Origin of the sequence: Streptomyces sp. NPDC057474 (assembly GCF_042802555.1) — a bacterium.
Taxonomy (GTDB): domain Bacteria; phylum Actinomycetota; class Actinomycetes; order Streptomycetales; family Streptomycetaceae; genus Streptomyces.
Genome location: NZ_JBHVDX010000049.1, coordinates 15977 through 41808, shown reverse-complemented (window position 1 = coordinate 41808; position 25832 = coordinate 15977). Strand labels below are relative to the sequence as shown.

Below are 25832 nucleotides of genomic sequence, written 5' to 3'. Positions count from 1 at the left end.
TCGTTTACCGCTGTCTAACATCCCAGCCAGCGCCGGGTCAACGGTGCCGACCCCGCCCCAGCCGACGCGACGAGGAGCCTCCACCATCGTGACCGCCGACGGACTCCGTTCCCCCGACGCCGCTCCCGACATCGACGTCGTCGACGTAGTCGCGCTCGGAGAGTCCATGGTCACCTTCCTGCCCACCCGCCCCGGACGCCTCGCCGACGTCCCCTCCTTCGACCGGGCCATCGGCGGCGCGGAGTCCAACGTCGCGTGCGCGCTGGCGGCGGACGGGCACGCGGTCCGGTGGGTGAGCCGGGTGGGAGCCGACGGGTTCGGGGACCACCTGGTCGAGACGATCGGCGGACACGGCGTCGACGTGACGTCCGTCGGGCGGGATCCGGCGCGTCCGACGGGCGTCTACTTCCGTACGGCGGGGGACCGGGCCACGGACGCGCACGAGGTCGCCTACTACCGGGCCGGTTCGGCCGCCTCGGCGATGTCGGCGGAGACCGTGGACCTGGCGGCGGTGCGCGCCGGACGCGTACTGCACCTCTCCGGGATCACGGCGGCCCTGTCCGACGACTGCCTGGGGCTGCTCCGCGAGCTGACGGCCCCCCGCTCGGGCGGCCCCCTGGTCTCCTTCGACGTGAACCACCGGCCGGGCCTGTGGCGGGACACCGACGGCCCGCGTGTACTGCTCGAACTGGCGCGCGGTGCCGACATCGTGTTCGTCGGCGAGGACGAGGCGGAGGAGGCCTGGGGTGTCACGGGCGGACCGACGGCGATCAGCGAACTGCTGTCGGAGCCGGACGTGCTGGTGGTGAAGCAGGGGGCGCGCGGAGCGACGCTGTTCCGTCGGGCCGAGGACGGCTCCGTCGACCAGGAGGCCTTCGTCCCCGCCCTGGATGCCGAGGTCGTCGCGACCATAGGTGCCGGTGACGCCTTCGCCGCCGGCTTCCTCTCCGCCACCCTGCGCGGCCTGCCCGACCGTGCCGGGCTCCGGCACGGTCACCTCATGGCCGCCGCCGCCCTCACCGTCCCCGGCGACCTCGCCGCGCCGCCGCCGCGCGACCTCGCGGATCGTCTGGCGGCCTTGGACGACGACGCGTGGGGGAGACTGCGACTCGGCCCCGGCTGGACGACCCAGACCGCGCGGACGACGCAGACCGCGTCCCGGGCCGAGGAGGAGGTACGCACCCCATGAGCCAGACCGTCGACCGCGCGCTGAGCATCCTGCCGCTGCTCGCCGAGGGCCCCGCCGACCTCGGCCGGGTCGCCGACCGCCTGGGCGTCCACAAGTCCACGGCCCTGCGTCTGCTGCGGACCCTCCACGAACACGGCCTCGTCTACCGCCAGTCCGACCAGCGCTACCGCCTCGGCGCCCGCCTCTTCGCCCTCGCCCAGGAGGCCGTGGAGAACCTCGACATCCGCGAGATCGCCCACCCCCACCTCGTACGCCTCAACGAACACTGCGGCCACACCGTCCACCTCGCCGTCTACGAGGAGAACGAGGTCCTCTACATCGACAAGGTGGAGAGCCGCTACCCGGTCCGCATGTACTCCCGGATCGGCAAACCGGTCGCCATCACGGTCGCCGCCGTCGCCAAGCTGTGCCTCGCCGACCTTCCCGAAGCCGAGCGCCGCGTCCTCGCGGAGAAGCTCGACTACCCCCTGTACACGCCCCGTTCGACGCCCAACGCCCCCGCCTTCCTCAAGGAGTTGGCGCGGGTCCGCGAACAGGGCTGGGCCACCGACCTCGGCGGCCACGAGGAGTCCATCAACTGCGTCGCCGCGCCCATCCGCGGCACCGACGGCCGGGTCGTCGCCGCGATGTCGGTCTCCGCGCCCAACGTCGTCGTCACCGCCGACGAACTCCTCACCCTGCTCCCGCTGGTCCGCCGCACCGCGGACGCGATCAGCGGCGAATACTCCGGCAGAACCCCAGCGAAGGACACCGTATGACCGACAAGACCGACAAGATCGCCCTCACCCCCCCGACCCACACCGCCCCGCCCGCCAAGTTCTCCCACGGCGTCAGGAAGGGCAACATCCTCCAGGTCGCCGGCCAGGTCGGCTTCCTCCCCGCCGTCGAGGGCCGGCCCCCCACCCCCGCCGGCCCCACCCTCCGCGAACAGACCCTCCAGACCCTCGCCAACGTCAAGGCGATCCTGGAAGAGGGCGGCGCCACCTGGGACGACGCGATGATGATCCGCGTCTACCTGACCGACGTGGACCACTTCGCCGAGATGAACGCGATCTACAACGAGTACTTCGAACAGCACCTCACCGCAGCCCCGGCCGCCCGCACGACGGTCTACGTCGGCCTCCCGGCAGGCCTGCTGATCGAGATCGACGCGCTGGCGGTCCTGGACGCCTGACAACGCGACCCGCGCCGCCCCTGGTCCTTCAGGGGCGCGGGGAACTCCGCGCGCAACCACACGCGACCGGCGCTCGGCAGTCATCAACCCCCCCACAATCCCCGCACCCAGCACGGCGATCCCCCTGCCCGAAATCCCCGCACCCCCACCCAGAGGACCCTCATGTCCCAACAGCGAACATGACACTTTCAAGACCTGGACCTCCTGGAGACCGTCCTGTCCCTCGCGGGCTTCGCGATGGCGACCGTACTGAACCTGTTCGTATAGACGTGTCCGTATGGAGCAGGGCGCCAGGGGCACGGTCGTGAAACTCAGATACGGACATATGCCTGGCCCGACTGTCCCCGGCACAGGGTCGTCGACCATACTGCCCGCTGTGGAGCAGCGCATCGGTTCGAACAACCAGCCCCTGGCCGCCGCCGCGGTCGACCCGTCGCACATCCCCGGACTCACGGCACCGGTGTCCGTGAAGAAGGAGAAGCAGGAGGAGCCGGAGGACATCAAGCCGACGGAGCCCGTCGAGCCGGACGAGGCTGCCCCGGAGCGGGACGAGCCGGCTGCCGCCGAGAAGGCGTCGAAGCCGTCCCTCGACAAGGCGCCCGCCGAGGAGATCTCGGCCGACGACGAGACGGACTCCGAGGACGACGCCGAAGACGACGAAGACGACGACGCGGAAGCGGCCTCGGACTCGGCCTCGGACGCGGACCCGGGCACGGCCAAAGACGCAGACGCAGCCGAGGACCCGACAGACGGTCCCGTCTTCGAGGCCTCAGACCGCCGCGCGAAGATCACCGCCGACAGCCGTGGCGTGCGGCTACGCCTGGACGACCAGGAGTGCGAGTTCGGCTGGGACGAGATCGGCGCGATCGAGACGGAGTCCCCCCGCTTCGGCAAGCGTTTCACGGTCACGGTCCACACCCCCGACCGCCGCTGGTACCCCATCGAGATCGAGGCCAAGGCCAAGTCCGAGCACGCGGCCTGGGATAAGCAGATCGACGAGGTCCTGGACGCGTACTTCGACGACGGCTCCGACGACAAGAAGGACGAAGAGGCCGAGGAGAGCGCCCCGTAAGGGGCGTGGGGAACTGCGCGACCAGCCACGACCGGCCCGCAGTTCCCCACTCACAGAACTACCCCACGGCTAGCAGTACGTCGCTTCCTTGCCGATCGACCGATACATGCAGTCCGAGTTCTCCAGCAACTGCAACACCGCGTCCCGGTTCCGCGCGGTCTCCCGGGCGATGACCTCGTCGGGCGGGTAGAACCCGCCGCCCCCGGCCGACCCCGGATACATCTCGAACGTGTACCCGAAGATCTTCTGGTTGCCCCACAGCCAGTCGTCGATCGACCCGTCCGTGATGTAGAGGTCACTGGACTGCTCGGGCGTGTACCCGTTGCTCGCGGCCATCTTCCCGCCGACCGTCGCGAACGCGTTGCGGTCGTCCGCCGTCATCCCCGTCGTCGTGTCGGCGGTCGTGTACCCGAACGGCCACAGCACCAGCTCGCTGTACGTGTGGAAGTCGATACCGGTCCTGATCTGCTGGACCCCGCCGACGACCCGGCTGCGCACGAAGTTCGCGACGACCTTCACCTCGGGCGCCGACTCGGCGGCCGTACCCCGGTAGGTGTCCGAGGACGCCGACCCGGACGAGCCGCCGCAGCAGCCCCAGCGGTAGTTCCAGTTGCGGTTGAGGTCGGTGCCGACGGCCGACGAACCGCTGTTGGGCTGCCGGTTCTTGCGCCACGAGCGGTACGAGCCGGTGGCGACGTCGTACTCGCCGCCGTCCGGGTTGATGTCCGGGATGATCCAGATCTCGCGGTTGTTCACCATGTTCGTGACGCGGGAGTCGGTCCCGTAGTCGGAGGTCAGCTCGTTGAGCAGATAGAGCGCCATCTCCACGGTGAGGTGCTCACGGGCGTGCTGGTGGTGGGTGAACAGCACCTCGGGCTCGGCCTCGTCCGTGCCGACGTTGTCGCTGATCTTGATGGCGACGATGTTCCGGCCCTGGTACGTCGTGCCGATGACCCGCTGACTGGCGATCGAACTGTTCGCCGAGACCACGGAGTTGATCTCGTTCGTCATCTCCGCGTAGTTGTGATAGCGGGAGTCGGCGGACGGGAAGTCGAAGAGCCGTACGTCGTCCTCGCCGTTCGACCGGTCCGGCGCCGCACCGAGCGGCGTGACCTCGTAGCCCTGCTGCTTCAGCTTCTTGATCTGGTCCGCGCGCCCGGAGACGAACACCGAGTGGTCGTCGGCGTCGTCCACGGTCACGCCGGCCTGCTGCAGCGCCGTGCGGGACTTGCTGTCCGAGTGCATGTGGACCTCGTACTGGCGGATGTCGTCCGCCGAGGCCTTGGGCCGCTCGGCGCTGGTCGCGGTCGCGTCCGTGGTCGTCGCGGCGACCGGGGCGGCGAGGGCCAGCGCCAGCAGGGTGGCGAGGGCGGCGGTGCGGCGGCCTGATCTCCTGCCCGTGCCGCCGGGCGTCGCCGACCTGCCGCGTATGCGGAGTCGCATGAAGTCTCCTATTTTCTCCAGGAATTCCGGGGTCTCCGGAAGTGGGGAGTGGAGCGGGGGGTGGATCCTTGCGACGTGCCTCGGGCCTGGCCGATGACCGTGGGGTGCCCGGCAGGCCCTGGTGCGGGTGTGGCGCTCATGGTGCGGGTCTGGCATGACCAGGTCAAGAGTGGGGGTGGCGGGTGCGGGGCCCGCGTGGCCGGAACCGACGGGAACAGGCCGTGACGGGGCGGGAAACGGCCGGGAACGCGTAAGCCGCACACGACCGCGTACGGGTACATCAGACTCGTACGCCCCTAATTACGGACGTACTCGGGCGGGAAACAGGTATATGCACGACCGGAAACGGGTATTCCTCCCCGTGTGCCGCGTACGCGCGGCGGCAACCCTGGAAGCATGCTGCAACTCTCCGGGGGTCTCCTTCCGGATTCCGGCCCCCATTTCGCCTCGTACCCCCAACCACCCATGGGCGCGGGCCACTTGAGCGTCGAGTACGACCCTCGTCCCACCGCCGCCGCACAGGCCCGCGCGCAGGTGCGCAGGCAGTTGGAGGGATGGGGACTGCTCGAACAGACCGACACGGCGGAGCTGTTGGTGAGCGAGCTGGTCACCAACGCGCTGGTGCACGCGGAGAGCCGACTGAAGCTGACCCTGTCGGCCTCGCACGGCGTACTGCGCTGCGAGGTGTCGGACTCGGACGGCCGCCCGCCCCGGGTGCGCCGGGCGACGGGGATATCGGAAAGTGGCAGAGGGATGTTCCTGGTGGATGCACTGGCCGGGCGCTGGGGCTGCCACCAGGACGGGCCGGGCAAGACCGTGTGGTTCGAGCTCGGCACATGCGGGTCGGACGGCTGTGGTCGGCCGTAGCGCTCCGCCGGGTTGGGTGGCTTCGGCGGCACCGTCCGTCGAGGTCGCCGTCCGTCCGCGGCGCCGTCGTGGCTGGTCGCGCCCCGCGGCGGAGCCGCACGTCGATACAGCCCCGCGCCCCTTGACGGGGCGCCGGGCACGCCCTCTTGTCTGCTCGGAGCCTTTGGGGTTTCTTGACCCTCATGGCGGACACCACGGGAAACCCCACTGACACCCCGGCAACATCCGACAGCAACCCCCCACCCCGTAAATCCAGTTGGAAGTACATCGGCCCCGGCATCGTCGTCGCCGCGACCGGTGTCGGCGCCGGCGACCTCGTCGCGACCCTGATCGCGGGCAGCAACTTCGGCTACACCCTGCTGTGGGCGGCCGTCCTCGGCTGTCTCGTCAAGATCTCCCTCGCCGAGGCGGCCGGCCGCTGGCACCTGTCCACCGGCCGCACCCTCTTCGACGGCTGGGCGAGCCTCGGCCGCTGGACGACGTGGTTCTTCGTCGTGTACGTCGTGATCTGGGGCTTCGTGTACGGCGCGGCCGCGATGTCCTCCAGCGCCCTGCCCCTCCAGGCGCTGTTCCCGGACGTCATGGACCTGAAATGGTGGGCCGTCCTGTGCGGCCTGAGCGGTCTGGTCTTCGTCTGGTTCAACAAGTACGAGGTCTTCGAGAAGGTCATGACGGTCCTCGTGGGCGTCATGTTCGTCGTGACGGTCTACCTGGCGATCAGGGTCACCCCGAACCTCCCGGACGCCTTCGCCGGCCTCCTCCCCGTCCTGCCCGACGAGAAGGACTCGATCCTCAACACCCTCGGCCTGGTCGGCGGCGTCGGCGGCACGATCACGCTGGCCGCGTACGGCTACTGGGTCAACGCCAAGGGCTGGACGAACACCGGCTGGATGAAGATCATGCGCCTCGACAACCGGGTCGCGTACATCACGACCGGCATCTTCGTGATCGCGATGCTCTTCGTCGGCGCCGAACTGCTGCACAACGCGAACGTGGCCATCGCCAGCGGCGACAAGGGCCTGATCCAGCTCGGCGACATCCTGGCCGACGAGTACGGCACGGCCACCGCCAAGTTCTTCCTGATCGGCTTCTTCGCCACCTCGTACACGTCCCTCATCGGCGTCTGGCACGGCGTGAGCCTGATGTTCGCGGACTTCGTGGCGCGCTTCCGCCGGAAGGGCGAGGTGACGGGCGAGGAGGTCGCCTCCGGCCGCCACGAGAAGTCCTGGCCGTTCCGCGCGTACCTGCTCTGGCTGACCTTCCCGCCCATCGTCCTGCTCTTCCAGGGCCAGCCGTTCCGCCTGATCATCCTCTACGGCGTCCTCGGCGCGGCCTTTCTCCCCTTCCTCGCCGCCACCCTCCTCTGGCTCCTCAACTCCTCCCGCACACCCCGGGAATGGCGCAACGGCATCCTCAGCAACGGGATGCTGGTGATCGCCGGCCTGCTCTTCCTCGTCCTGGCCGTGAAACAGATCTGGGACCAGCCGTGGGCGGACTTCTTCTGACCCGGGCGGGGTGGGGCGGGCGCGGCTAGCCGAGCGTCTTCCACTTCTCGCTGGTGGCGATCTCCTTCAGCTGAGCCATGGTGAGCGCGGGGGTCTCGCGGGTCGCGGCCGTGTGCTGTGCGCCGGAGTTGAAGGCGCTGATCACGACCCGCAGCCCGTCGGTGCGGATCGTGTCCACGGTCCACATGACAACCCCCGCGCCGCCCTTCTCGCCGGGCCCCTGCCGCGTGGCGACCTTCGTGCCGTCGGGCAGGGTCTCGGCGTCGGCGCCGAACAACGAGTCCGCGACGTCCGCCATTCCCGGCTGCACATTGATCTGCACCAGGCTGTGCCCCTTGCCGTCGTCGAGGACGACGTACGCGAAGTCCGACTCCTGGCTGCCCTCGTCGACGCCGTGGGCGCCGTCGGGGAGGAGGCCGGCGAGGGTCTTCTGGATGGTGGCGCCGTCCACCACCGGGGGCTGGGCGGAGCCGGCCTCGGGCCGCTCCGTCGACGAGGCCTCCTTCTCTCCCTCGTCCCCCTCGTCCCCCTCGTCCCCCTCGTCCCCCTCGTCCCCCTCGTCCCCCTTGTCCTCCGGAATGGCGTCGATGGCCCCGCGCCAGCCCGAGTCCAGGGCGATGTCCTTCAACTGGGCGGTGGTCAGGGGAGGCTCCTCACGGCTGACGGGCGAGCCCTTCTGCGCCGGGGCGTTCCACTCCATGACGCTGATGTCGTACCCGTCGGCGGTGACCAGCTGCGCGTACCAGTGCCTGGTCTCCTCGCGGCGGTCCGGGTACTCGTACCCCTGGAAGAGCATCAGCCGCGAACCGTCCTGCAGGACGGTCTCCGCGCAGGCGTCGAACTCGACGAACGCCTTGTCCGGGCACTCGGTCAGCTGCCGGGCGTGCTCACTGCCCGCCTCGACCCGCCCCAGCCCGAGCTGTACGGCCGCCGCACCCTTGCCGTCGTCGTACACGACCTGCGCGTACGGTCCCAGGCTCGCGCCCGTGCCGCGCGCCGACTCCCCGCTGAACTTCCCCTTCGGCAGCATGTCCTTGAGTCGCTGGATGAGCTCGGCGCCGGTCATCTCGCCGTCGTCGTCCCTGACCGACGGCTCGCCGGACCGATCCGTCGCCACGGACTGCTTCCCGCTTCCGCCCCCGTCCCCGATCCCGGGCAGCAGGACCGCCCCGCCCACTCCGACGAGCGCGATCCCGGCGACCCCGCCCAGCATCGCCGCCCGCCGCCGGAACAGCAGCCGCCGGCCGCGGACGGCGCCGCCGCCGACCATGGCGTGCCCATCGGTCTCGAAGGCGTCGCCGGCCCGGCGCAGGGCGTCGCCGAGCCTGCCCTCGAAGGGGTCTTCGTGCTGGTCAAGGGGCATGACGAACCGCCGTTTCTGCGAGTGGGTGTGACTGTGCATGTGCGTTCTGTCAGGCGTCCTGCGGGCGCTCAGGGGGTGACGTACTCACCGATGGCGTCCCCGAGGAGGACACGCAGTCGGGCGAGGGCGCGGACGCATCGGGTGCGCACCGCCGCGGAACTGGCGTTCATCGCCGCGGCGGTCTCCTCGATGGACCGGTCCTCCCAGTAGCGCAGCACGACCACCGCCCGGTCCTTGGGCGGCAGTTGGGCCAGCGCCTCGACGAGGGTGAGCCGCAGGGAGGAGTCGGTGCCGGGTGCGGCGGGCACGTCCGGGATCACGTCCGTGGCCCGTTCCTTGCTGCTGCGCCGCCGCTGATGGGCGAGGAAGGTCCTGGTCAGCACGGTCTGCGCGTACCCGGCCGGGTTCTCCGCCCGCCGCACCCGCCCCCACTTCACGTACAACCGGCCCAGCGTCTCCTGCACGAGGTCCTCGGCGAGATGCGTGTCCCCGCCGGTGAGCAGACACGCGGACCGGTACAGATGCCCGGCGCGCGCCGCCGCGAACTCCTGGTATCCGTCCGCGCGGACTTGTCGCATCTCTGACTCCCCCTGAACGAGCTCGCGTGGGCCGTCGCCGCTTCTTCGCGTCATCGCCTCTCACTTCTTTGATGCGGTGGCCCCCGGGGAATGTTTCATCGGCGGGGGAGGGATACGGTGCGGTACGAGTCACACCCACGGGGCAGAGGGACGAACAGCCATGGACCAGCCGGAGCAGGGCCACCAGCCGCCACCACCGCCACAGCCGTGGACGCCGCCGGGCGGCCAGCCGGGCTTCGGTCCCCCGCCCCCGCCGTACGCGCCCCAGACCCCGCCTCCCGGCCAGCCGTACGCGCAACCGCCGCAGCCGCCGTACGGGCAGCCGGCACCGCCTCCCCACCCGTACGCCCAGCCGCAGGCGGCCCCGGGAGCGGTGGGCGCCGCTCCGGCCCAGGGCCCGGAGTTCCTGGCCGTCGACCGCCACAACTCCGTTGTCATCGACATCAACGGCGTCGCCTTCGAGGACCACGGCATCTCGGTCGACTTCCCCTGGCCGGAGATCCGCAGCGTCCACTACAAGGCGAGCGGAAACGGCAAGGCCCTCATGGTCGCCGTGATCCACCTCGACGGCAGCTTCTTCGAGTGCACGGTGGAGGCCAAGCCCCGGGAACGCCTCCACCAGTGGTTCGCGCACCTGGCTCAGGTGCTCGGCTACTACCGCCCGATGGGATGAGGGCGGACTGCGTGACGACGCCGTGACGGCCATCTTCTGAAGGCCGCAAGTCTCCCGAGGCTGCGGCGCCGCCCTGTCACCCCGCCCTCCCCGCGATCAGACATGCGTGCGCCGGTCTACGACACCGGCCGCTCGCGGTACTTGTCCACGACGGCTCGCTTCAGCACGGCGGTCTCGCCGAGGATCGTGCCCTTGGCGCCCATCGCGCCGTCCGCCGTCAGGTAGCTGCGTTCGCCGAGATACGTGAGGGTGTCCCGGTCGAAGACCCACTCGGTGGCCCACGAAGCGCGTTCGTCGACGCGGCGGATGCCGACGCCGTGCCGGCCGGCGGGATCGACCGCGTCGTCGATACGGGTCACCCCGGGGATCTTCGCGGCGGCTTCGTAGAGCGCGGCGGTGGTCTTCGGTGGCATGACCGTCTCGCCCAGCAGTTCGCCGATCTTGTCGAAGACGGCCTGGGCCTGCTCCTGGCCCTCCCACGTCCTGGTCAGACGGTAGAGCTCGGCGAGCAGTTCGTCGGGGTCGGTGGGCAGTGAGGCCAGCCACTTGTACGTGGGGCGGTCGATGCCGGCGGAGACGCCCGGCGAACCCGGCGGCAGCAGTTCCCTGAGCGGGGAGTAGTCGCCGTCCTCATAGTGCAGGGCCAACTGCTCGACCGGGCCGGGCTCCTGTGACACCCACACCTCTCGCTGGTGCAGTTCTCCGGGCTTGTACGGGCCGTCCTCCACGGCCTCCGCTCCGGCCGTCAGGCTCTTGACGTAGACCAACTGGTCGTCGCGGACCGGCTCGACCTCCGTCCTCGCGGCGACATCGGCGATGCGGTCGAGCAGGACGACGGCGCTCTCGCCGTCGGACTGCCGCCGGCCGTAGCCGGAGTCCGTGGTCGTGACGAGGCCGATGGTCAGTGCCCCGGCCAGCGTCAGCGCCGCGGCGGGCAGCCACAGCGCGGGGCGCGGCAGCCTGGGGCGCGGACGGGCGGCCGCGGGGGTGGGAGCAGCGGGAACCGTGGCTCGGTCGTCGTCGATGAGTCGCATCAAACGGTCCTTGTGGTGGGCGAGGCGACCAGGCGGAACGTCCCGTTCGGGCGGGGGCGGCAGCAGTCGGGCCAGCTCCTCGTTCATCGGGATCCCTCCTGAATCTCCTTGAGCGGAAGGGCCGCGAACGCGGCCTCGCTCTCTATCTCTCCGCGACGACGCCCCGGTTCCCTATGTTTTGCGCGGGTTTCCGCCCCACCGTTCGCACGGCTCTCTGCCCTGCCGTCTGTACGGCTCTCCGCCCGCCGCTCGCGCAGGCGCTCGTCCGTGAGGCGGCTGAGCCTCGCCCTCGCCCGCGAGAGCCGCGACCGTACGGTCCCCACCGGGACGCCCAGCGCCTCGGCCGCCTGCCCGTAGCCGAGGCCGGACCACACGCACAGTGCCAGCACCTCCCGCTCCCCGCGCCGCAGCCGGCCGTACACCTGGCGTACGGCGGCGAGCCGCCGCGCGTCGTCGAGGCGCCCGGCGGTCTCGTCGGCGAAGTCGGCCACCGGGTCCGGGGCGGGGCGGCGGGCCAGGAAAGCCAGGCGGCGGCCGAGCCCGCGGTTGACGTTGCGGGCCTTGTTGGTCGCCATGCCCAGCAGCCACGGCTTCAACGAGCCACCGTCCGGCTCCAGTTGCTCCCGGGTGCGCCACGCGTCGAGGAAGGTGTCCGCCATCACCTCCTCGGCCGTCGACCAGTCGCCGGTCAGCCGGTAGGCGTGGTTGTAGACGGCCCGCGCGTACGCGTCGTAGACCTCCGCGAAGGCCTCCCGGTCCCCGGCCCGTATCCGCGCCCGCGCCCTTTCGGGGTCACTCATCTCGTATGCACCTCTCCCACCTCACTCCCATGTCTCTCCGTGAGGTGGGAGAGGTTCCGGTGACCTGCGCCACAGCCGGGGGCTCGCGCCCGGCCGGGCGCAGTCACCCCTCGTCGCCTACGGCAACCCGTGCACGTGCGGCCCCACCGCGTTCGACCACGCGTTGCCCGCCGTGGCGTCCCAGTTGGTCGACCAGGTCATCGCGCCCCGCAGGTCGGGGTACGTCCGCGGCGGCTTGAAGGAACCGCAGTTCGTGGCGAGGGTCAGACAGTCGAGGGCGTTGTTCACGACGCTCGGCGAGACGTACCCGCTGCCCGCGCCCCGCGTCGAGGCCGGCAGACCCAGCCCCACCTGGGACGGGGCGAGGCCGCCCTCCAGCTGGATGCAGGCGAGGGCGGTGAGGAAGTCCACCGACCCCTGGCTGTAGACCTTGCCGTCGCAGCCCAGCATGGAACCGCTGTTGTAGTACTGCATGTTGACGACGGTCAGGATGTCCTTGATGTTCAGGGCGGTCCGGAAGTACGCGTTCGACGTCGACTGCATGTCGATGGTCTGCGGCGCCATCGTGATGATCAGCGACGAGCCCGCCTTCGACGACAACGACCGCAACGCCTGCGTCATGTACGTCGCGTCGAGCCCGTTCTCCAGGTCGATGTCGACGCCGTCGAAGCCGTACGTCTGCATCAGGGAGTACACCGAGTTCGCGAAGTTCGTCGCGGAGGCCGTGTCGTTCACCGCCACCGTGCCGCGCTCACCGCCGACCGACACGACGACCTTCTTGCCGGCCGCCTGCTTGGCCCGGACGTCCGCCTTGAACTGGTCGACGGTGTAGCCGCCGAGGCCCGCCGAGTCGAGGGTGAAGGTCACCGCGCCCGGTGTGGCGGTGGCGTCCGCGAAGGCGACGGCGATGATGTCGTACTGCGACTGGACGTCGGAGAGCTTCTGGACCGTCGCCCCGTTGTTGAAGTTCTGCCAGTAACCGGTCACCGCGTGCTTGGGGAGACCGGTGCCGCCGCCGGGCGTCGCCGTCGTCGTACCCGTCACCGTCGCCGAACGGGCCGACTCGCCCGCCGCGTTCGTCGCCGTGATCTGGAAGGTGTACGAGGTGGAGGCCGCGAGCCCCGTGACCGTCGCCGAAGTGCCGGTGACCGTCTGGACCCTCGTGCCGCCCCGGTAGACGTGGTAGCCCGTGGCGCCCGAGACCGGGTTCCAGGCCAGGGACACCGACGCGGAGGTCGAGCCCGACACCGTCACACCGGCCGGGGCGGACGGGATCGTGGGCGGCTGGTCGCCGCCACCACCGCCGTCGGGGCCGAAGAGGGTCACGTCGTCCGCGTAGTACGCGGCCTGCCCGTACCAGCCGTGCGTGTAGACGGTCACCGAGGTCGTCGAGGCGCCTGTGGTGAAGGTGGTCGACAGCTGCTTCCAGGCCGTCGAGTCCGGCGTCCACGTCGAAACGTCGGTCGTGCCGGTGCCGGTCGCGCCCAGGTACGCGTACCCGCCCCGCACCCAGGCGCTGAGCGTGTACGTCGAGTTGGGTCTGACCGCCACGGCCTGGGTGCAGCGGGCGTTGTCCTGCCCGGCCGGGGTCGCCCGCAGCGCGGCCGCGCCGCCGTGCACCGGGGAGGAGACGGTGGCGCCGCTGCCCGCCGAACAGTTCCAGTCGCTGAGCCCCGACTCGAATCCGGCGTTCTTGGCGTTGTTGATGTCCGCGGCGGACGCCTGTCCGGCGCCGGCGAGAGAGAGACCGAGGGCGAGGGCGGTGGCGACGGCGGTGGCGACGGCTCCCGACCGGAGCCGTGTCCGTCCCCGTATACGCCCTTGCGCTTTCGTCCGCGTTTGTATGCGTTTTCTGTGTCTGAGCATGCCCGGTACGCTGGTCCAGACCAATCAAGTTGTCAATACTCCCGCGCGAGACCCGTTCACCCGTACGGGTGTCCCAACACCCCTGCGCGCCTGTCGAGTTGAGGCATATGCGTCTCACTCTGTGTGGATACGGCCGCACCTTCCGTGAGTTGATCAAGGGGATTCGGTGTTGATCGGGGCATGCCGTGGATATGGTGCTGATGCAAGACGATGCAGGAGGGACGTCGAGGGAGACGTCACTCCTCACAGGGGCCGTCTGAGGCGGTGGTCGACCACTCCGCCGAAGTGAACGGGGTGGTGTGCAGCGTGCCGACCGCGATAGCCGTCACCAGTTCCGATCTGGTGCTCCCACCGCACGACCGGCAGACCCCGCCCGCAGTCGTACAGCCGCAGGAGACCCTCGAAGCCTCCCTGTTCGGCATGCACGCGCTCATCGAGCAGCACGGCTATGTCATCGTCCTCCACTCGGCCTCCGACGAGTCGGCCGCCACCCGGCGGCTGCACACCGTCCGTTCCGTACTGGAGAGCGACCGCATCGCCCTGCTCGGCGTGGACCTGCCACCGCTCGGCCTCGCCCTGCTCGCCCAGCAGCTGCGGCAGCTGTCCGTGTGCGACTTCAGCCCCGGCGTGCTCGCCTCCTCGGTCCGCCTCCTCGCCCACTACATCTACGCCGGCGCCCTCCTCGGCTCCGTCGCCAAGCTCGACCGGGTCCCGGTCACGCTGAAGTCGCACGCCAAGTCGTGGGTGCCGGGCGCCCAGTTCGCCGTACTGGCCAACCCGCGGCCCCAGCTCGTGCGCCTTCACGCCGCCGACCCGGAACCCCTCGCGGGGCCCGAGTTCGGTACCCGGCTGCTCGTCGCGCAGGGGCCGCAGCCGCCGTCCGACTGGGTCACCGCGACGCTCGCAACGGCCTGGCAGGTGCAGGGGTCCCTGCCGGTGCCGCTGCCCGAGGGGTCCACGCGCTGGTGGGGGACGGGCAAGCTCGTCGAGTTCGCCGCCGGCCTCTCCGACGTCTCCGTGCTCTACCAGCTCGTGTCGTCCGTACGCCGCGAGACGTGCCACTGGTGCGGCCTCGAACTCATCGGAGACCGCTGCGGGTTCTGCGCGGCCCCGTTACGGGAACCGGAACCCACCGCCGGCCCGGTCCGGGCGGCCCTTCCCCGAGGGGCCACATGACTGCCGTACGACAACTCCACAGCCCGCGCGGCAGCAGAAAGAGCAGGTCCGCTCAAGTGCCCGGCACGTCCCCACGAGGTGAGATGTAGTGAACTCGCGCCAGCGCCGCGGCGTCATCCTGCTGGTCCTCTCGGCCCTGTGCGCCCTGGCCGCCTTCGCCGGGGTGCTCTCGGTGATCCGTGACGTGAACGCGAAGGTCGGGCCCGAGGTGACGGCATATCGGCTGAAGGGCGACATCGCACCCTACAAGGAGCTGTCGGCGGGCCAGTTCGAGAGGATCACGATGCCGGAGCGGTGGCTGTCCGGCACAGCGGTCACCGATCTGTCGGAGATCCGCGGGAAGATCGCCGTCACCCAGCTGCGCAAGGGCTCCCTGCTCCAGTCCGACATGATCGTCGACCGGCCCGAACTCGAGTCCGGGCAGCAGGAGATCGCGATCCTGATCGACGCGTCCACCGGTGTGGCGGGGAAGATCAACCCGGGGTCGCTGGTCAACATCTACGCCACGTTCGAGGAGAAGGACAGCGACTCCGGCAAGGACACGTCCAAGCTGATGGTCGCCGACGCCCGCGTCATCGACGTCGGCAAGCTGACCCCCCTCGAATCCGGCCAGTCCAGCAGCGACCGCCGGCGCACGGCGACCGAGGCCGTCCCGATCACGTTCGCGCTCGACACCGCCGACGCCCAGCGCGTCGCGTTCGCCGAGTCGTTCGCCGAGCACGTCCGTCTCGCCCTCGTCGGGGGCGGCGAGGCCACCGTCGTCGTACCGGACGACCGTTCGTACACCCTCGACGAGGACAAGTAGGAGGCCCCGTGATGAGGTCGGTCCGGAACGTCCGTACGAGGATGCCTCGAACGGGAGTGCGTCGAATGCCGCTGCGGGTGGACGTGCCGAGGGTGGGCATGCTGAGGGGGGTACGGCGAATGAGGGTGCCGTGGGCGGCGAGTGGGCCGCGGGTGCCCAGTGAACCCTGCTGGTGTGAGGCGGCCGAGCCCCACACGTCCGCGACCGGAACGGGGATCCGCCGATGACCATCCGCATCCTCCCCGTCGCCGGGGACATCGACTCGGCCCGGGCCCTCACCACCCTGCTCAGCCAGCTGGCCGACACCGAACCGGCGCCGCACGTCTCCGACTCCACCGCCCTGCTCGACACCCTCGCGCGGCAGGCCGCCGAGTCGCTGGACGAGCTGCCGGAGGTGGTGCTCGTCCACGAACGGATCGGCCCGGTACCGGCGTTGGACCTGGTCCGCGATCTCGTCCTGCGCTTCCCGGCGGTCGGCGTCGTCCTTGTCACCTCCGACACGAGCACCGGCGTCCTCACCGCCGCCATGGACTCCGGCGCCCGCGGCATCGTCAACCTCCCCCTCTCCTACGAGGCCCTCGCCGAACGCGTCCAGGCCGCCGCCGCCTGGTCGGCCGGCATGCGCCGCCACCTCGGCAGCCCCACGCCGGAGCTGTACGTGGGCCCCGGCGGCACCGTCGTCACGGTCAGCGGAGCCAAGGGCGGAGTCGGCGCCACGGTGACCGCCGTCCAACTCGCCCTCGCGGCCCGCGCGTCCGGCCGTACGGTGGCCCTCCTCGACCTCGACCTGCAGTCGGGGGACGTGGCCTCGTACCTGGACGTGCAGTTCCGCCGCTCGGTCGCCGACCTGGCCGGCATCACGGACATCAACCCCCGCGTCCTGCAGGAGGCGGTCTACGCCCACGACACCGGCATCTCCCTCCTCCTCGCCCCCGCCGAGGGGGAGCGCGGCGAGGAGGTGACGGACCGGGTGGCCCGTCAGGTGGTGGCCACGCTCCGCTCACGGCACGACGTGGTGATCGTCGACTGTGGTTCGCAGATGAACGCGGCCACAGCGGCGGCCGTCGAGATGGCCGACCACGCCCTCCTCCTGGTCACCCCGGACGTGGTGGCGGTCCGCGCCGCCAAACGTATGGTCCGCCTCTGGGACCGCCTCCAGATCCGCAAGGCCGAGGAGACACTGACGGTCGTCAACCGGCTGTCGCGCGGTACGGAGATCCAGCCGTCGCTGGTCGAGAAGGTCACCGGCACGAAGGTGGCCCGCGCCGCCGTCCCCGCCGCCTTCAAGGAACTCCAGTCAGTCGTCGACGCGGGCCGCCTCCAGGACCTCGACGCCCGCTCGGTCGTCAAACAGGCGCTGTGGGCGCTGGCCGGGGAACTGGAACTCGTGGCCGCGCCGGAGAACGGGCACGGCGGCGGCCGACGCCGCAGGACGTCCGGCGACCGTGGCGCCCTCGCCCTCCGACGCAAGGGCGGCGACCGGGGTTCGGCGACCCTCGAATTCGCCGGAATGTTCCCCCTGATCCTGATCACCATGGCCATCCTCTGGCAGGCCGCCCTCTACGGCTACACCTACTCCCTCGCCGGCAACGCCGCCGATGAGGCCGCCCGCGCCGCCACCGCCGCCTACGCGGTCGACGGCGACGTCGCCGGCGCCTGCGAAGCCGCCGGCACCCAGAACCTCCCGAGCGCCTGGGACGACACCTCCATCGACTGCGCCCCCGCAGGCACCATCATGCGAGCCGAGGTCCAGGCCAACGTCCCCCTCTTCTTCCCGGGCTTCGACGCCGGCTGGACGGTCAACGGCGAGGCGGGGGCGGCGTTGGAGGGGGACCCGCAATGACCCCGCCCAGCCCTTCCCGCCCACGTCACGCCGAGACAGCCCTCACCACCCACAACGGCGACGCGCACCCCGTACGGTGGACCGGCCGACAGGTTCGACTTCTCAGGCGACCCATTCCGCGCCTGACCAGGGACGGATACCCCCCGGCGCGCCCCCGACCCACCCACCGGACCCAGGGCGCACCGACCCCCACGGCGGTAAAGCCACCCCGCCACCGCTGGAACGACCGAGGCGCCTCCATCCTGGAGTTCGCCGGCTTCCTCCCGATCCTTCTCCTCGTCGGCATGGCGGCGATCCAGCTGGGCCTCGTGGGCTACGGCATCAGCCAGGCGGGTTCGGCGGCGCGGGCCGCCGCGCGCGCCGAGTCGCTGGAGGCCGGCACGGGCCAGGCCGCAGGCGTGGCCGCGGCGAGCGCGTGGCTGGACCCGAGTCCCGAGGTGGTCCCGGGCACGGACACCACCACCGCCACGGTCGTCGTCACGGTCCCCTCGGTGCTCCCCCTCTTCGACCCGGTCGCCGTGGAACGCACCGCCACCATGCCCAACGACCTCGACCCCTGACCGACCCATCCACCGCCCCCCGACACCCCACCCCCCGAGAGGAGTTGACGGAAAGATGAGCCTGCGATCCCGTATCGCCGCCCCCGACGAAGGGGGAACCGGACGCGAGGACGGACACCTCGTGGCCGTCTACCGCGCCAAGCTCCTCGAAGAGATCGACCTGGCCGAGATGTCGGCGCTGACCGCAGCCGACCGCAGGGCCCGCCTGGAACGCGTACTCGGCCACATCATCAGCCGAGAGGGCCCGGTCCTCTCCTCGGCCGAACGCTCCCAACTGATCCGAAGGGTCGTCGACGAGGCCCTCGGTCTCGGCGTCCTCGAACCCCTCCTCGCCGACGCGTCGGTCACGGAAATCATGGTCAACGGCCCCGACTCGATCTTCGTGGAACGAGCCGGCCGCGTCGAGCAGCTGCCGTTGAGGTTCGCCTCCACCGACCAGCTCATGCAGACGATCGAACGCATCGTCTCGACCGTCAACCGCCGCGTGGACGAGTCGAACCCCATGGTCGACGCCCGTCTCCCCACCGGCGAGCGCGTCAACGTCATCATCCCCCCGCTCTCCCTCACCGGCCCGACCCTCACGATCCGCCGCTTCCCCCGCGCGTACACGCTCCCGGAGCTGATCGACCTCGGCTCCCTCGACGAGCAGATGCTGATGCTTCTCGCCGCCTTCGTCCGCGCCCGCTTCAACGTGATCGTCAGCGGCGGTACCGGCACCGGAAAGACGACCCTCCTCAACGCCCTCTCCGGCCTGATCCCGCCCCGCGAGCGCATCATCACCATCGAGGACTCCGCCGAACTCCAGCTCCAGCAGGAGCACGTCATCCGCCTGGAGTCCCGCCCCCCGAACATCGAGGGCAAGGGCCAGATCACCATCCGCGACCTGGTCCGCAACTCCCTCCGTATGCGCCCCGACCGCATCATCGTCGGTGAGGTCCGCGGCGGGGAGACCCTCGACATGCTCCAGGCCATGTCGACGGGCCACGACGGCTCCCTCGCCACGGTCCACGCCAACTCCGCCGAGGACGCGCTGATGCGCCTGCAGACCCTCGGCTCGATGTCCGAGGTCCTCATCCCCTTCGAGGCCCTCAAGGACCAGATCAACTCGGCGGTGGACGTGGTCGCCCAGCTCACCCGCTTCGCCGACGGCTCCCGCAAGATCACCGAGATCGCCCTGCTCGTCTCGCACGGCCGCGAACAGTTCCGTATCGCCACGGTCTCCCGTTACGCCCCGGACCCCCTCGGCGCCGACCGCGTCGTCCACGGCCGCTTCGAACACCTGCCGATACCCCGTTCCGTCGCGGAGAAGCTGTACGTGGCCAACGAGCCGCTGCCCCCCGCGTACGGCGTGGCCGAGGCCATCGACCCGCTCAACACCCGCCAGGCCATCGGATAGCCCGAGAGCCCCGAGGAGGTAGGACCGAACATGGCGACAGCCCTGGCCACCCTGGCCCAGGCACCCCTGGACCTGGACAACACCACCCTGCTGGCCCTCGGCGCCACCGTCCTCTGCGGCACCCTCGCCGTCGCGGGCGCGCACACGTACGCTTCCGGCCGCGCCCAGCGCCAGGCCCTGGTCGACCGTCTCGCGGGCAGCCACGGCGGTCCGCTCCGCACGGCGGCGGGGCGCGTACGACGCTTCACGGCCGTCGACCGGAGACTGCGCCGCACCCGCCTCGGCCGCGCGATCCACCTCCGCCTGACGACGACGGGACTCGACCTGACGGCGGGCGAGTTCGCCACGTACGTCGCCATGGTCGTCGTCGCCCTGTGGCTGATCGCCTCCGCCACCCTGGCGCCGTTCTTCGGCCCGATCGCGGGCGCCGTGGGCGTGTGGGCAGCCGCCATCTTCCTCAACTGGCAGCGCCAGAAACGCATCGAGGCCTTCATCAACCAACTCCCCGACGTGGCCCGCCTCCTCGCCAACGCCACGGCAGCGGGCCTCGCCCTGCGCACGGCCCTGGCGATGGCGGCGGAGGAACTGGAGGCCCCGGCGGGCGAGGAACTGGCCCGGGTGGCGGACCAGTTGGCGCTCGGCCGCTCCGTGGACGACGCCTTGGGCGAACTCGCCGAGCGCCTCCCTTCCCGCGAGCTGATCGTCCTCGTCACCACCCTCGTCCTGTCCAACAAGGCGGGCGGTTCGGTGGTCAGTTCCCTCCGCAACCTGACCCAGACGCTGGAGGACCGGAAGGAAACCCGCCGCGAGGTCCGCACGATGCTCTCCGAGGTCAACGCGACGGCCTTCACCGTCCCCCTCCTGGGCCTGGGCTCCCTCCTCCTGATCAACTCCTCGAACGACGGCGCCCTGGCCCGAGTGACCGGCTCCCCCCTCGGCCAGGCCCTGGTCCTGATCTCGATCGGCCTCTACACGGTCGGCTTCTTCGTCATCCGCCGCCTCGGCAAGATCGAAGTCTGAGAAGGGGCTGTGACCTGACATGACGACGTCGATGCTCCCCCTGCTCCTGGCCCTCCTGATGGCCGTCGCGGTCGCGGGCGCCCTCCTGGGCATCCGCATGATCCGCGCCGACGCGAAACTCCCCAGCGACCTGGCCCTCGCCCTGGAGGTGGGCGCCACCCGCGTCTCGAAGACCGGCTCGGCCGTCGACCGCCTGGGTATGCGCTTCGCCCCGCTCGTCCTGCGCCTCATGGGCCCCCGCCGGGTCGAGGCCAAGCGCCACCGCATCGACATGGCGGGCAACCCCGGCGGCCTCACCCTCAACCGTTACGCCGCCCGCCGAGCCGTCTACGGCTTCTTCGGCGCTTTCATGGGCCTCGTCTTCCTCACCAGCGGCCGCCCCCTCTTCGCCGCCTTCACTTTCGCCTTCGGCCTGCTCGCCGCCGACGCGGCGATCTGGCAGGCCATCCGCGACCGCAAGGACGTCATCGACCGCACGCTGCCCGACTTCCTCGACGTCCTCGCGGTCGTGGTCTCGGCGGGCCTGGGTTTCCGCCAGGCCCTGGACCGAGTAGCCGAGAAATACGAGGGACCCTGGGCGGACGAACTCCGCATCACCCTCCGCCAGATGGACATGGGCGTGAGCCGCCGCCAGGCCTTCGACGAACTCCGCAGACGCAACTCGTCCGAGCAGGTCGCCCAGTTCGTCTCGGCGCTCCAGCAGGGCGAGGAACTGGGTTCCCCCATCGCCGAAACCCTGATTCAACTGGCCGCGGACATGCGCCGCACCGACGCCCAGAACGCCCGCCGCCGAGCCGCCCGCACCATCCCCAAGGCCACCCTCGTCACCCTGGTCTTCATGCTCCCGGCCACGATGATCCTCATCGCCACCGGCATGTTCCTGGGCTCGGGAACCAACTTCGGCGAGATTCTGGGCCGATGACGAGGCCACGCCTGTCCACCCACCTGACCCGGCTACGGGCAGCCGTGCCGCCGGGTCTATTTCCCACCCCGTCCCAACTGCGGGCAATCGTGCCGCTGGGGCGATGGGGATCCCCCCGCTCGAGCGAAGTCGAGAGTGGGGGAGGGTGGGCGCAGCGGCACCCTGTCAGCGCCGGCAAGCGCCTCCCACCCCCGCCCAGCCCCAGGGAAAGCAAGCGCCCCCAACCCCCGCCCGGCGCCGGCACCGGGTACCTGGCGGACGACGCCGCACCCCCCGCCACCCTCCGCCTCCAACTCAACGCCCTCCAGGCCCTCTCCCGCCAGACCTTCGCCGTCCGCCTCGTCACCCTCACCATCGGCACCCCCTTCGCGATGGCCAACACCACGGACGGCCCCCCGGCCCACGCCGTACTCATCGCCGCCGTCCTCGGCATCACCGTCTCGTACGCCATGCTCAGGGACTGGGACCGCTTCGCCCCCCGCCTCCTCGCCCACCCCACCCTCATGGCCCTGGACCTCCTCTTCGGCGCGGTCCTCCTCCTCACCGCCTCCCCGGCCTCCCCCCTCGCCTACGCCACGGTCTGCACCCCCCTCCTCTCCGGCCTCCTCTACGGCTGGCGCGGCGCCGGCGTTCTCACCGGCCTGCAACTGGCCGTCCTCATCACGGTCCACCGCGCCTGGGAACACCGCCCCGGCGCAGGCGTCAGTACCCTCCTCATCGCAGGCTTCTGCGTCGCGGCCGGCATCATCGGCGTAACCCTCCGCAACCTGATGTTCCGCTTCGGTACGGCCACCCAGGCGCTCTCCGAAGCCACGTCCCGCCTGGCCGTCGCGGAGGCCGTGGAATCGGAACGCGCCCGCCTGGCCCGCGAACTCCACGACTCGGTGGCCAAGACCCTCCACGGCCTGGCCCTCGCCGCGGACGCCCTGGCGACATCGGCGGACCACCCGGCCCCCGACCCCACCCATCTGAAACGACAGGCCGCCCTCGTTGCATCGGCGGCCCGCCGAGCCGCCGCCGAGTCCCGCGACCTCCTCACGGACCTGCGCCGCCACACGGACCTGACGACGACCCCACCCGCGAACCTCAAGACCGAACTGACCACACGAACAGTGGACTTCGAGTCCCGCACCTCCCTCCCCACCCACCTCACCCACACGGGCGAGGCACCCCCACCGCTCCCACCCGAAACGACCCACCACCTCCTGGCGATCACGTCGGAGGCACTGGAGAACATCCACCGCCACGCGCGGGCGACAACGGCGGAGGTGTCCCTGAAGATCACCCCGGACACCCTCCAGCTCACGATCAAGGACGACGGCGTAGGCCTCCCGCCCACCCTCACCCTCGAAGAAGCGCAAGAATCCGGCCACTTCGGCCTCCTGGGCATGGCGGAACGCGCGGACCGGACAGGCGGGGCCCTGTACCTGGGATCGGACACCACCGGTACGGAAGTGACCCTGACCCTCCCCCTTCCCCTCCCCGTCTCCCCACCCACCACCCCCGAAGCCCCCCGACAGGAGGCCGCACATGCCTGACCAGCCCCAGGCACGCCCCGGCCCACCCCTCCGCGTACTCGTCGCGGACGACAACCCGGTGGTCCGCGCCGGCCTCACGGCCCTCCTGGACACGCACCCCGACATAGAGGTGGTCGCCCAGGCCACGAACGGCGAGGAGGCGGTGGACGAAGCGCGCCGGCACCACCCGGACGTCGCCCTCCTCGACGTCCGCATGCCCGGCACGGACGGCCTCACCGCACTTCCCGAACTGACGGCTCTCTGCCCGGTGATGATGCTGACGTACAGCACGGAACCCGAGGTCGTGGCCGAGGCACTGCGCCGGGGAGCGGTCGGCTACCTGGTCCACGGCGACTTCACGGCACCCGAACTGATCGCGGCGGTACGGAACATGAGGGAAGGCCACCGGACGATCTCCGCGACCGTCTCTCCGGTTGTCTCAAGTTCGCTCGGCGTTTCCTACAAACCTTCACACGAAAGTCACGACCACCCTTCGCAGCTGCAACCATTCATGGCACAGTCGTCAAAGGAGCGCCCCGCCCATGCGTCGGCACTTCACCGCCGCGTCCTCAATCGTTCCAGTCGACCGTCCTTCGGCCTGAGTTCAAGGGAGGTGGAGGTGATGGACCTCATCGCGTCCGGCATGAACAACCGCCAGATCGCCGCCACCTGCTTCATCAGCGAGAAGACAGTAAAGAACCACATCAACCGCATCTTCGCGAAACTGCACAGTTCAACCCGCAGCGAAGCCATAGCCCACTGGCTGGGCACGACGCCCGGGGGGTGGCCCCGATGACCCCATCCGGAAAGGGAAGTTGGGCCCCCGGACCCACCCCCCGTACGTGCTGTCTCACGTACGGTGATCCGGTTGGTGTCGGCATCGCGCGGGAAGGCAACCGCCATGAAGGTGAAGCACCGTTTCAAGGCCTGGAGGACAACCGTCGTCTCCCGCATGCGCGGGAAAGGGCGGGACTCGGGCGCGGGGTTCGTGGAGTACGCGGGCATCATGATCATCGTCGCGGGGATCTTCGTGATGATCGACGGACTGGGGCTCGACGGCTTGATCTCCCAGGCGATCCTGAACGCGGTGAAGAGCGTGATCGGCTGATCCGTGAGCGGCTGGTTGGCGACCGGGGATCGACCCTACCCATCTACATCTGGCTGACGACGATCCTGCTTTTCACAGCGTTGGCCTTCTTCGCCTTCGCCCAGGCGGCGTCCGCCCGTAGCGGTGCCCAGTCCGCGGCGGACGCTGCCGCGTTGGCGGCGGCACAGCAGGCGCGGGACGAACTGTTGCTGGAACTCGGGGATGTTATCGACGCGGCCAACGGCGACTGGCTGGACTGGATCGACCTGTCCGGGGGAGGGCTCCCCGATGAAGGGGTCGACGCCGCGGCTGCGGCATTGGCAGCCCAGAACAACTCGAGCCTCGAAGGCGGCGCCCAGCCCACCGAGGTGGACGGTGATCCAGGGTTCCAGGTCGACGTCGTGACGGACTACACCGTGGGCGATTCGATCATTCCCGGCACCGAGGACATGACAGCCAAGGCCCAGGCGGTCGCCGTCATCCAGCCACGCTGCGACTTCGACGTGAACGCCGACCCCACGAAGCCCGTCACCCTGGACTGCGACGGCGTGCCCGTGGTCATCGACCCCGGAAACTTCAATCCGGCCAACCTTCCCGACGCGTCCGTGATGTTCTCTGTGTATCTGGCCAAGTGAGAGGAAGCCGTACCGATGAACCTTCGGCACACCATGACGGGCCGCAGGACAGTGACCGCGGTGGCGATCGCGACCGGGCTGCTCCTCACGGTTGCCGGTTGCGGTGGGGGAGGGGATGACGACAAGTCGCCTGAGAAGGGCTCGTCGTCGACACCGTCCGCCAAGGAAGACGGCAGTGACGATGAGCAGGATGCGCAAGCGCCCACCGCCGGCTCGGTGTTGGCTGAGGTGAAGGGGGAGAACGGGCTGACGCTCACGGTGACGTCCGCTCAGAGGGACAAGGGAGGGTTCGTCACCGTCGAGGGAACCGTCGTGAACAACACCGGCGAGGCCTGGGTTCCGGCGAATTGGCTAGGCGATGAGAAGGAGCTGGCCAAGAACGGGGCGTCCATCGCCGGTGCCAACCTCGTCGACCAGACAGGCAAGAAGAAGTACCTCGTTCTGCGTGACACCTCGGGCCAATGCCTCTGCACACAGTTCACCGGCGGTGTCGACGAGGGCGCAACCGCCCAGTGGTACGCCCAGTTCCCCGCTCCCCCCGAAGCCACCACCTCCGTAGACTTCCAGGTCGGCTCCATGCCCCCCGCCACGATCGAACTCTCCGAGGACGAGTGACGTGACGATGACCGCCCCCACCCCACGTGCCACGACGACGGGCACCGCCGCGCTGGCCGCAGCCGTGGCGGTCCTGGCCGCCCTCACCCTCGCGACGCCCGCCCAGGCCGCGGACGACCCGAGCGAACCCCCGGGCACCGTCACCACCTCCCCTCCCCCGGAAGTGGACGCGAACAGCCCGGGCCTGAAGCTCGCCCAGGGGGCCACGCTCGCCCCCGCCAAGGTCCTGGACATCAAGTCGGTCGTGGAGGACCTGGGAGGCGAGGAGCGCAGGGAGGACACGAACGAGAACGTGACGTTCGCGCTCCAGGCGGAGGTCCTTTTCCCGAAGAACAGCGCGAAACTCAACCCGCAGGCCCGCTCCCGCATCCAGACGATCGCGGAGGAGATCAAGACGCAGAGCGCGGGCACCGTCCGCGTCTTCGGCTTCACGGACAACCTCGGCTCGTACGCCAGCGGACTGACCCTCTCCAAGGAGCGCGCGGAGGCCGTCCACGACCTCCTCGCCGCCGACCTGGGTGGCAACGTCACCTTCGAGGTACGCGGCTACAGCGAGGACTACCCCATCGCCGACAACGCCTCCGAGGAGGGCCGCAAGAAGAACCGCCGGGTCGAGGTCTCCTTCCCCCGCACCACGACGGACACGGAATCAGACAGCGAACAGAGCTGACGGCCACCCCGACACCTCGCCC

General features: G+C 70.3%; 26 protein-coding genes. 20 read left to right on the top strand and 6 right to left on the bottom strand.

Translation table 11 applies throughout. From position 1 onward, the window contains the following. Nucleotides 1–88 precede the first annotated feature (88 nt). The 4 genes from ACFU53_RS16920 to ACFU53_RS16905 all read left to right on the top strand — a co-directional run bounded on the left by ACFU53_RS16920 (nucleotide 89) and on the right by ACFU53_RS16905 (nucleotide 3435). Nucleotides 89–1189 carry a sugar kinase gene (locus tag ACFU53_RS16920; protein ID WP_383992132.1) on the top strand — a complete coding sequence of 367 codons (1101 nt, stop codon included), beginning with the start codon at nucleotides 89–91 and terminating at the stop codon, nucleotides 1187–1189. Continuing rightward, nucleotides 1186–1947 carry an IclR family transcriptional regulator gene (locus ACFU53_RS16915; protein WP_383992129.1) on the top strand — a complete coding sequence of 254 codons (762 nt, stop codon included), beginning with the start codon at nucleotides 1186–1188 and terminating at the stop codon, nucleotides 1945–1947. The genes ACFU53_RS16920 and ACFU53_RS16915 overlap by 4 nt, the downstream gene beginning before the upstream one ends. Next, nucleotides 1944–2363, top strand: a complete 420-nt coding sequence (locus ACFU53_RS16910; RefSeq protein ID WP_383992126.1) for a RidA family protein — start codon at nucleotides 1944–1946, stop codon at nucleotides 2361–2363. Before ACFU53_RS16915 ends, ACFU53_RS16910 begins: the two co-directional genes overlap by 4 nt. A gap of 376 nt (nucleotides 2364–2739) precedes the next feature. Then, nucleotides 2740–3435, top strand: a complete 696-nt coding sequence (locus ACFU53_RS16905; protein ID WP_383992123.1) for a hypothetical protein — start codon at nucleotides 2740–2742, stop codon at nucleotides 3433–3435. A 69-nt stretch (nucleotides 3436–3504) separates the two neighbouring features. On the opposite strand, the gene ACFU53_RS16900 is transcribed toward ACFU53_RS16905, so the two are convergent. After that, a complete protein-coding gene (locus ACFU53_RS16900; protein ID WP_383992120.1) occupies nucleotides 3505–4878 on the bottom strand; it encodes a M14 family metallopeptidase in 1374 nt (457 codons plus the stop codon). Between the two features lie 465 nt (nucleotides 4879–5343). On the opposite strand from ACFU53_RS16900, the gene ACFU53_RS16895 reads away from it, so the two are divergent. Together ACFU53_RS16895 and ACFU53_RS16890 are read left to right on the top strand one after the other, a co-directional pair. After that, nucleotides 5344–5745 carry an ATP-binding protein gene (locus ACFU53_RS16895; RefSeq protein ID WP_383992161.1) on the top strand — a complete coding sequence of 134 codons (402 nt, stop codon included), beginning with the start codon at nucleotides 5344–5346 and terminating at the stop codon, nucleotides 5743–5745. Nucleotides 5746–5927: 182 nt separating this feature from the next. Further along, nucleotides 5928–7250 (top strand): Nramp family divalent metal transporter, encoded by a 1323-nt coding sequence (locus tag ACFU53_RS16890; protein ID WP_383992117.1) that lies wholly within the window; start codon nucleotides 5928–5930, stop codon nucleotides 7248–7250. A gap of 25 nt (nucleotides 7251–7275) precedes the next feature. Here ACFU53_RS16890 and ACFU53_RS16885 read toward each other — a convergent pair whose 3' ends face one another. Continuing rightward, nucleotides 7276–8613, bottom strand: a complete 1338-nt coding sequence (locus ACFU53_RS16885; RefSeq protein ID WP_383992158.1) for a hypothetical protein — start codon at nucleotides 8611–8613, stop codon at nucleotides 7276–7278. A gap of 68 nt (nucleotides 8614–8681) precedes the next feature. Beyond that, nucleotides 8682–9191 carry a SigE family RNA polymerase sigma factor gene (locus tag ACFU53_RS16880; protein WP_383992114.1) on the bottom strand — a complete coding sequence of 170 codons (510 nt, stop codon included), beginning with the start codon at nucleotides 9189–9191 and terminating at the stop codon, nucleotides 8682–8684. A gap of 160 nt (nucleotides 9192–9351) precedes the next feature. On the opposite strand from ACFU53_RS16880, the gene ACFU53_RS16875 reads away from it, so the two are divergent. Beyond that, the gene (locus tag ACFU53_RS16875; RefSeq protein WP_383992111.1) at nucleotides 9352–9864 is read left to right on the top strand and encodes a hypothetical protein; all 513 of its coding nucleotides are present in this window, start codon (nucleotides 9352–9354) and stop codon (nucleotides 9862–9864) included. Between the two features lie 116 nt (nucleotides 9865–9980). Here ACFU53_RS16875 and ACFU53_RS16870 read toward each other — a convergent pair whose 3' ends face one another. The 3 genes from ACFU53_RS16870 to ACFU53_RS16860 all read right to left on the bottom strand — a co-directional run bounded on the left by ACFU53_RS16870 (nucleotide 9981) and on the right by ACFU53_RS16860 (nucleotide 13564). After that, the gene (locus ACFU53_RS16870; protein ID WP_383992109.1) at nucleotides 9981–10985 is read right to left on the bottom strand and encodes a CU044_5270 family protein; all 1005 of its coding nucleotides are present in this window, start codon (nucleotides 10983–10985) and stop codon (nucleotides 9981–9983) included. Then, entirely contained in the window at nucleotides 10982–11698 is a 717-nt protein-coding gene (locus tag ACFU53_RS16865; RefSeq protein WP_383992106.1) for an RNA polymerase sigma factor, read from the bottom strand. The genes ACFU53_RS16870 and ACFU53_RS16865 overlap by 4 nt, the downstream gene beginning before the upstream one ends. A gap of 117 nt (nucleotides 11699–11815) precedes the next feature. After that, nucleotides 11816–13564, bottom strand: a complete 1749-nt coding sequence (locus ACFU53_RS16860) for a chitinase (protein WP_383992103.1) — start codon at nucleotides 13562–13564, stop codon at nucleotides 11816–11818. 264 nt (nucleotides 13565–13828) lie between these two features. Here ACFU53_RS16860 and ACFU53_RS16855 point away from each other — a divergent pair, with 264 nt between their 5' ends. The 13 genes from ACFU53_RS16855 to ACFU53_RS16795 all read left to right on the top strand — a co-directional run bounded on the left by ACFU53_RS16855 (nucleotide 13829) and on the right by ACFU53_RS16795 (nucleotide 25810). Continuing rightward, nucleotides 13829–14740 (top strand): hypothetical protein, encoded by a 912-nt coding sequence (locus tag ACFU53_RS16855; protein ID WP_383992100.1) that lies wholly within the window; start codon nucleotides 13829–13831, stop codon nucleotides 14738–14740. A gap of 88 nt (nucleotides 14741–14828) precedes the next feature. Further along, nucleotides 14829–15545: a Flp pilus assembly protein CpaB gene (cpaB, locus tag ACFU53_RS16850; RefSeq protein WP_383992097.1), complete on the top strand. Its 717-nt coding sequence runs from the start codon at nucleotides 14829–14831 to the stop codon at nucleotides 15543–15545. Between the two features lie 223 nt (nucleotides 15546–15768). Further along, entirely contained in the window at nucleotides 15769–17388 is a 1620-nt protein-coding gene (locus tag ACFU53_RS16845) for a CpaE family protein (protein ID WP_383992094.1), read from the top strand. After that, the gene (locus tag ACFU53_RS16840; RefSeq protein ID WP_383992091.1) at nucleotides 17385–17948 is read left to right on the top strand and encodes a TadE family protein; all 564 of its coding nucleotides are present in this window, start codon (nucleotides 17385–17387) and stop codon (nucleotides 17946–17948) included. Before ACFU53_RS16845 ends, ACFU53_RS16840 begins: the two co-directional genes overlap by 4 nt. 55 nt (nucleotides 17949–18003) lie before the next feature. Then, entirely contained in the window at nucleotides 18004–19344 is a 1341-nt protein-coding gene (locus ACFU53_RS16835) for a CpaF family protein (RefSeq protein ID WP_383992088.1), read from the top strand. Between the two features lie 30 nt (nucleotides 19345–19374). Further along, entirely contained in the window at nucleotides 19375–20364 is a 990-nt protein-coding gene (locus ACFU53_RS16830; protein WP_383992086.1) for a type II secretion system F family protein, read from the top strand. A gap of 19 nt (nucleotides 20365–20383) precedes the next feature. Next, nucleotides 20384–21286, top strand: coding sequence for a DUF5936 domain-containing protein (locus ACFU53_RS16825; RefSeq protein WP_383992083.1), 903 nt, complete (start codon nucleotides 20384–20386; stop codon nucleotides 21284–21286). Then, on the top strand, nucleotides 21283–22824 hold the full coding sequence (locus ACFU53_RS16820; RefSeq protein ID WP_383992080.1) for a sensor histidine kinase: 1542 nt from the start codon (nucleotides 21283–21285) through the stop codon (nucleotides 22822–22824). Before ACFU53_RS16825 ends, ACFU53_RS16820 begins: the two co-directional genes overlap by 4 nt. Next, nucleotides 22817–23599: a response regulator gene (locus ACFU53_RS16815; RefSeq protein WP_383992078.1), complete on the top strand. Its 783-nt coding sequence runs from the start codon at nucleotides 22817–22819 to the stop codon at nucleotides 23597–23599. Before ACFU53_RS16820 ends, ACFU53_RS16815 begins: the two co-directional genes overlap by 8 nt. A gap of 105 nt (nucleotides 23600–23704) precedes the next feature. Further along, a complete protein-coding gene (locus ACFU53_RS16810; protein WP_383992155.1) occupies nucleotides 23705–23911 on the top strand; it encodes a hypothetical protein in 207 nt (68 codons plus the stop codon). Further along, nucleotides 23908–24525 carry a pilus assembly protein TadG-related protein gene (locus ACFU53_RS16805; protein WP_383992152.1) on the top strand — a complete coding sequence of 206 codons (618 nt, stop codon included), beginning with the start codon at nucleotides 23908–23910 and terminating at the stop codon, nucleotides 24523–24525. Before ACFU53_RS16810 ends, ACFU53_RS16805 begins: the two co-directional genes overlap by 4 nt. Before the next feature lie 15 nt (nucleotides 24526–24540). Next, nucleotides 24541–25140 carry a hypothetical protein gene (locus tag ACFU53_RS16800; RefSeq protein ID WP_383992075.1) on the top strand — a complete coding sequence of 200 codons (600 nt, stop codon included), beginning with the start codon at nucleotides 24541–24543 and terminating at the stop codon, nucleotides 25138–25140. 1 nt (nucleotide 25141) lies between these two features. After that, nucleotides 25142–25810 carry an OmpA family protein gene (locus ACFU53_RS16795; RefSeq protein ID WP_383992072.1) on the top strand — a complete coding sequence of 223 codons (669 nt, stop codon included), beginning with the start codon at nucleotides 25142–25144 and terminating at the stop codon, nucleotides 25808–25810. Nucleotides 25811–25832 lie beyond the last annotated feature (22 nt).

Excerpts from the sequence above, each read along its gene's own strand:
- ACFU53_RS16915 (WP_383992129.1), top strand. The coding sequence starts at position 1,186 with ATGAGCCAGACCGTCGACCGCGCGCTGAGCATCCTGCCGCTGCTCGCC.
- ACFU53_RS16910 (WP_383992126.1), top strand. The coding sequence starts at position 1,944 with ATGACCGACAAGACCGACAAGATCGCCCTCACCCCCCCGACCCACACC.
- ACFU53_RS16900 (WP_383992120.1), bottom strand. The coding sequence starts at position 4,878 with ATGCGACTCCGCATACGCGGCAGGTCGGCGACGCCCGGCGGCACGGGC.
- ACFU53_RS16895 (WP_383992161.1), top strand. The coding sequence starts at position 5,344 with ATGGGCGCGGGCCACTTGAGCGTCGAGTACGACCCTCGTCCCACCGCC.
- ACFU53_RS16890 (WP_383992117.1), top strand. The coding sequence starts at position 5,928 with ATGGCGGACACCACGGGAAACCCCACTGACACCCCGGCAACATCCGAC.
- ACFU53_RS16885 (WP_383992158.1), bottom strand. The coding sequence starts at position 8,613 with ATGCCCCTTGACCAGCACGAAGACCCCTTCGAGGGCAGGCTCGGCGAC.
- ACFU53_RS16880 (WP_383992114.1), bottom strand. The coding sequence starts at position 9,191 with ATGCGACAAGTCCGCGCGGACGGATACCAGGAGTTCGCGGCGGCGCGC.
- ACFU53_RS16875 (WP_383992111.1), top strand. The coding sequence starts at position 9,352 with ATGGACCAGCCGGAGCAGGGCCACCAGCCGCCACCACCGCCACAGCCG.
- ACFU53_RS16870 (WP_383992109.1), bottom strand. The coding sequence starts at position 10,985 with ATGAACGAGGAGCTGGCCCGACTGCTGCCGCCCCCGCCCGAACGGGAC.
- ACFU53_RS16865 (WP_383992106.1), bottom strand. The coding sequence starts at position 11,698 with ATGAGTGACCCCGAAAGGGCGCGGGCGCGGATACGGGCCGGGGACCGG.
- ACFU53_RS16860 (WP_383992103.1), bottom strand. The coding sequence starts at position 13,564 with ATGCTCAGACACAGAAAACGCATACAAACGCGGACGAAAGCGCAAGGG.
- ACFU53_RS16845 (WP_383992094.1), top strand. The coding sequence starts at position 15,769 with ATGACCATCCGCATCCTCCCCGTCGCCGGGGACATCGACTCGGCCCGG.
- ACFU53_RS16840 (WP_383992091.1), top strand. The coding sequence starts at position 17,385 with ATGACCCCGCCCAGCCCTTCCCGCCCACGTCACGCCGAGACAGCCCTC.
- ACFU53_RS16835 (WP_383992088.1), top strand. The coding sequence starts at position 18,004 with ATGAGCCTGCGATCCCGTATCGCCGCCCCCGACGAAGGGGGAACCGGA.
- ACFU53_RS16830 (WP_383992086.1), top strand. The coding sequence starts at position 19,375 with ATGGCGACAGCCCTGGCCACCCTGGCCCAGGCACCCCTGGACCTGGAC.
- ACFU53_RS16825 (WP_383992083.1), top strand. The coding sequence starts at position 20,384 with ATGACGACGTCGATGCTCCCCCTGCTCCTGGCCCTCCTGATGGCCGTC.
- ACFU53_RS16820 (WP_383992080.1), top strand. The coding sequence starts at position 21,283 with ATGACGAGGCCACGCCTGTCCACCCACCTGACCCGGCTACGGGCAGCC.
- ACFU53_RS16815 (WP_383992078.1), top strand. The coding sequence starts at position 22,817 with ATGCCTGACCAGCCCCAGGCACGCCCCGGCCCACCCCTCCGCGTACTC.
- ACFU53_RS16810 (WP_383992155.1), top strand. The coding sequence starts at position 23,705 with ATGAAGGTGAAGCACCGTTTCAAGGCCTGGAGGACAACCGTCGTCTCC.
- ACFU53_RS16800 (WP_383992075.1), top strand. The coding sequence starts at position 24,541 with ATGAACCTTCGGCACACCATGACGGGCCGCAGGACAGTGACCGCGGTG.